The organism is Butyricicoccus sp., from assembly GCF_050872565.1.
Classification (GTDB): domain Bacteria; phylum Bacillota; class Clostridia; order Oscillospirales; family Butyricicoccaceae; genus Butyricicoccus_A.
Genome location: NZ_JBNMHC010000168.1, coordinates 1 through 4,764, shown reverse-complemented (window position 1 = coordinate 4,764; position 4,764 = coordinate 1). Strand labels below are relative to the sequence as shown.

5 protein-coding genes are annotated in these 4,764 nt (G+C 48.4%); all 5 read left to right on the top strand.

The genetic code is table 11. The features are described 5' to 3' along the window. The coding region (locus ACR0P9_RS07755; protein ID WP_432618919.1) for a MalY/PatB family protein at positions 1–1,196 on the top strand (1,196 nt) is incomplete at its 5' end. Positions 1,197–1,223: 27 nt separating this feature from the next. Next, positions 1,224–1,991, top strand: a complete 768-nt coding sequence (locus tag ACR0P9_RS07750) for a tRNA threonylcarbamoyladenosine dehydratase (RefSeq protein WP_432618917.1) — start codon at positions 1,224–1,226, stop codon at positions 1,989–1,991. Further along, complete coding sequence (locus tag ACR0P9_RS07745; RefSeq protein WP_432618915.1) at positions 1,988–3,109, top strand: cysteine desulfurase family protein; 1,122 nt, start codon at positions 1,988–1,990, stop codon at positions 3,107–3,109. The genes ACR0P9_RS07750 and ACR0P9_RS07745 overlap by 4 nt, the downstream gene beginning before the upstream one ends. Then, positions 3,106–4,098 carry a tRNA 2-thiocytidine biosynthesis TtcA family protein gene (locus ACR0P9_RS07740; protein ID WP_432618913.1) on the top strand — a complete coding sequence of 331 codons (993 nt, stop codon included), beginning with the start codon at positions 3,106–3,108 and terminating at the stop codon, positions 4,096–4,098. Before ACR0P9_RS07745 ends, ACR0P9_RS07740 begins: the two co-directional genes overlap by 4 nt. A gap of 184 nt (positions 4,099–4,282) precedes the next feature. Next, positions 4,283–4,764, top strand: a 482-nt coding sequence (locus ACR0P9_RS07735) for an MGDG synthase family glycosyltransferase (RefSeq protein WP_432618911.1), incomplete at its 3' end; no start/stop codon positions are given.

Genomic DNA, 4,764 nt, shown 5'->3' with positions numbered 1-4,764 from the left:
TTGGAAAGGTGAATGCCATGTCGGTTGATTTTGATACGGTCATAGAGCGCAGAGGAACCAATTGCTTTAAGTACGATTTCGCACGGGAAATGGGAATGCCGGAGGATGTGCTTCCGCTGTGGGTTGCTGATATGGACTTTCCAACGGCACCGGCGATTATAGAGCGACTCAAGGCTCTGGTACAGTATGGCATTTTCGGCTATACCGGCGTCAAAGAGGACTATTTTTCTGCCGTACAGCATTGGTATGCGTCACGCTTTGGCTGGGAAACACAGCGCAGCTGGCTGGTTACCACACCAGGCGTTGTATTCGCCATTGCGACTGCGATTCGGGCGCTGACACAAAAGGGCGATGCGGTTTTGATTCAGCAGCCTGTGTATTATCCCTTTGCCAATAAAGTCACGGAGAATGACCGGAAGTTGGTGGTCAATCCGTTAATATTAAAAGATGGAAAATATGAAATGGATTTTGCGGACATGGAACGCAAGATGGTAGAGCAGCATGTCAAATTGTTTTTGCTGTGCAGTCCGCATAATCCGGTCGGTCGCGTTTGGACAAAAGAAGAATTGCTGCGTGTCGGTGAAATTTGTCAAAAGCACGGCGTGCTGGTTGTCAGCGATGAGATTCACGCTGATTTTACTTATGCGGGACATACCCATCATGTTTTTGCGTCGGTAAAACCGGAATTTGCCGATTTTACGGTCACGTGCACGGCACCGAGCAAAACCTTTAATTTGGCAGGTTTGCAGGATTCCAATATTTTTATTTCCCATCGAGAGCTGCGCCACGCCTATAAAAAAGAACTGTCTGCCTGCGGCTGCGGCGGCACGAACTGCATGGGTATGGCAGCATGTCAAGCGGCATATGAAGCCGGAGCAGAATGGCTGGAACAGCTCAAGTTGTATTTGGCAGATAATCTGGCATATGTGCGACAATTTTTGCGCGATCATCTGCCGGAAGTTACGATGATTGAGCCGGAAGGCACCTATCTGGTCTGGCTGGATTTAAGAAAATTGGGATGGAGTCCCCAAGAACAAAAACAGGTCATCGTTCACGAAGCCAAATTATGGCTGGATACCGGAACCATGTTTGGACAGGGCGGCGAGGGCTTTGAACGCATCAATATTGCTTGCCCGCGCAAGACGTTGCAGGAAGCGATGCGCCGGTTGGAACGTGCCATTCATACACAGAGATAAGATAAAATCATTCAGAGTGAGGAAGTTATGTTAAATCAGTTTTCTAGAACACAGCTTTTATTGGGAAAAGAGGGCATGGACAGACTGGCAAATGCCCGCGTTGCCGTATTTGGCGTCGGCGGTGTCGGCGGATTTACAGTAGAGGCACTGGCGCGCAGCGGTGTCGGTACGATTGATTTGATTGATGATGACAAGGTATGTCTGACCAACATCAATCGTCAGATTTTTGCTCTGCGCAGCACAATTGGAAAGTATAAAGTCGATGTAGCGGCAGAGCGTCTGCGCGACATCAACCAGAAGATTCAGGTCAATACATATAAGACTTTTTATATGCCGGATACAGCGGATCAGTTTGATTTTACGCAGTATGATTATATTGTCGATGCGATTGACACCATTACCGGCAAGCTGGAAATGGTCATGCAGGCACACAAAGCAGGCACACCGATTATCTGCTCGATGGGTGCAGGCAATAAACTGGATCCGACAGCGTTCCGCGTGGCAGATATTTATCAGACATCGGTTGATCCGCTCGCTCGCGTTATGCGTCATGAGCTGCGCAAGCGCGGCATCAAGAAATTAAAGGTTGTTTATTCGGAAGAACCGCCGATGCGCCCGATTGAAGATATGGCAATCAGTTGCCGCAATCACTGCGTTTGCCCGCCGGGAACGGCGAGAAAGTGCACCGAACGCCGAGATATTCCGGGCAGCAATGCATTTGTTCCATCCGTTGTTGGTCTGATTGTGGCGGGAGAAGTCATTAAGGATCTCTCCGGCGTGGGAGGCCGCGCATGATTTATCTGGATTATTCTGCCAATACACCGGCAGATCCGGCGGTTTTGCAGACCTTTGTACAAACAGAACAGAGCTATATTGGCAATGCCAATTCCACTCATGCGGCGGGAAGAGAAGCCCATGCACGCATGGATGAAATCTTGGCTCACACAGCGCAGCTGCTGGGCGTGCAGCCGGATGAGCTGATTTTTACATCCGGTGCGAGTGAAGCCAACAATCTTGCCATCAAAGGCATGGCGCGGGCAAGCCGCCACGTCGGCAAGCACATCATCTCGACATCGTTAGAGCATTCCTCTGTCAGCGGCACGCTGACCGCTTTGCAGGAACGCGGCTATGAGATCGACTTGGTAGATATTGACCGCGAAGGCAAAGTGGATTTGGAACATCTGCGTGAACTGCTGAGAAAAGATACAGTTATGGTCGCCGTGTGCGCTGTAGACAGCGAATTGGGCACCGTACAGCCGATTCATGAGATCGCGGAGCTGCTCAAGCAGTATCCGGATTGCCATCTGCATGTGGACGCCACACAGGCAGTGGGAAAAATGCCGGTCAGCTTTGATGGGATAGACACCATGAGCATCGCGCCGCATAAGTTTTACGGTCTCAATGGCTGCGGCATTTTGGTTAAACGCAAAGGCGTGATTTTGGAGCCGCTCATTCATGGCGGCGCAAGCACGACGATTTACCGCGGCGGCACACCGGCGCTGGCACTGGCTGCTTCTATGGAGACAGCCTTGCAGCTCGCGCTGGAACAGCTGCCGCAGAGACAAGCGGTAGTCAAGCAGTGGAATGACCTGCTGAGAGAGAAGCTGTCTGCGTATCCCAAGGTACGGATCAACAGCCCGAAGCAAGCAATTCCGCATATTTTAAATCTGAGCGTACAGGATGTCAAAGGCTCTGCCTTCCAGCAGGCATTGGATGAAAAGGAAATTTGCGTTTCGGTAAAATCCGCTTGTTCTGTGGCAAATACGCCGTCCAGAGCGGTGTTTGCCGTCAGCCGTGACCGCAAAACAGCCATGTCCTCTTGGCGGATTAGTTTGAGCCATTTGACAACGCAAGAAGAAATCAATGAATTTCTCGCTGCTTTTGAAGCATGTTATAAGGAGTTAACGAAATGAGCCGAGAATTTGAGCCATATCAGCGCATCGAGCGCAGTATTATTACCAAATATAAAAAAGAAATCTGGAATCCGTTTACCCATGCGGTGCGGGATTATCAGCTGATTCAGCCGGGCGATAAGATTGCAGTCTGTATTTCCGGCGGTAAGGATTCTATGCTGATGGCAAAGCTGATTCAGCAGCTGCATCGTCACAGCGAAGTACCGTTTGATGTAGTGTATCTGGTCATGGATCCGGGATACAATGAAATCAATCGCCAGAAAATCGAAAGCAATGCCAAGCTGTTGCACATTCCGATTACCATTTTTGAGACCAATATCTTTGCAGTAGCCAATAAGACGGAGAAAGACCCATGTTATCTGTGTGCGCGTATGCGCCGCGGTCATTTGTACAGCAAGGCACGGGAGCTGGGCTGCAACAAAATTGCACTGGGTCATCACTTCAATGATGTCATCGAAACGGTTGTCATGGGCATGTTCTACAGCTCTATGATTCAGACCATGCCGCCGAAGCTGCACAGCGATAACTTCCCGGGCATGGAAGTCATTCGCCCGATGTATGGCATTCATGAAGAATCCATTATCGCATGGAAAAACTACAATGATTTGGAGTTTATTCAGTGTGCATGTCGCTTTACGGAAAATTGCACCATGTGTGACAATGGCGGCGGCGGATCCAAACGACAGGAAATCAAGACATTGATTCGCCGACTCAAGCGAGATAATTCGTATATTGAAAAGAGCATTTTCAATGGCATTCACGCGGTATCTATTGATACGTTTGCCGGTTATAAGAGCCGCGGCATTAAGCATTCTTTCTTGGAATCCTATGCAGACAAAACGCCGATTGGACCGATGAAGGAATCTGTCGGCATGAATCGGGCAGAGATGCAGGCGTTTTTGGCAAAGGAATCGCAGAACGGTACTGAAGAACTGGAAGCCTATCGCAAGCTGATGCAGAAAATCGGCGTGGATTTTCCACAGGAATAATAAAAAATACCAATGCAATCGGTTTGCATGTTGTGTTTTACCCAGCATGTAAACCGATTGCTGTTTGTCCGGCCAATTCTTTAGAAAATCTTAAGCATTCTTTAGATGATCTTAAGGTTTGCTCCATAGTTTCCTAATATTTACCCGATATACTCAATACAAGCAAGGGGATAGAGGTGAAACGATGAAACAAAGAGAAATTTTGATTTTAACCGGAAGATTTGGCATGGGACATTGCTGCGTGGCAGAGGCGATTCGGCAGCAGCTGGTCAAGATAGACAGCGAGATTTCCGTTCGCGTGGTAGATTTGATCGAGGAGCTGTTTCCTAACAGCAGCACAATGATTTATCACAGCTTTGCACAGATGGTCAATCATTGCCCCAGCGTGTATAATCAGCTCAATAAAATGGCGGGAAAATGCAATACATTCATGCAAATTTGGGTCGCAGAAAAGATGAAACGGCTGCTAAATGGCGTGGAGACTGTTGTATCTACATTCCCGATGTGTTCTCAATTTGCAGCAGCATATAAACAAAAATATCATACATCCCTAAAGCTATATACATACATCACAGACATTGGCGCGCAGGACGAATGGATTGTTTCCGACACAGATTTGTATTTTGTCGGTGCGGAGGATACCAAGCTGGAATTGATGGTCAGAGG

Coding starts and splice junctions, on each gene's coding strand:
- ACR0P9_RS07750 (WP_432618917.1), top strand. CDS start 1,224: ATGTTAAATCAGTTTTCTAGAACACAGCTTTTATTGGGAAAAGAGGGC.
- ACR0P9_RS07745 (WP_432618915.1), top strand. CDS start 1,988: ATGATTTATCTGGATTATTCTGCCAATACACCGGCAGATCCGGCGGTT.
- ACR0P9_RS07740 (WP_432618913.1), top strand. CDS start 3,106: ATGAGCCGAGAATTTGAGCCATATCAGCGCATCGAGCGCAGTATTATT.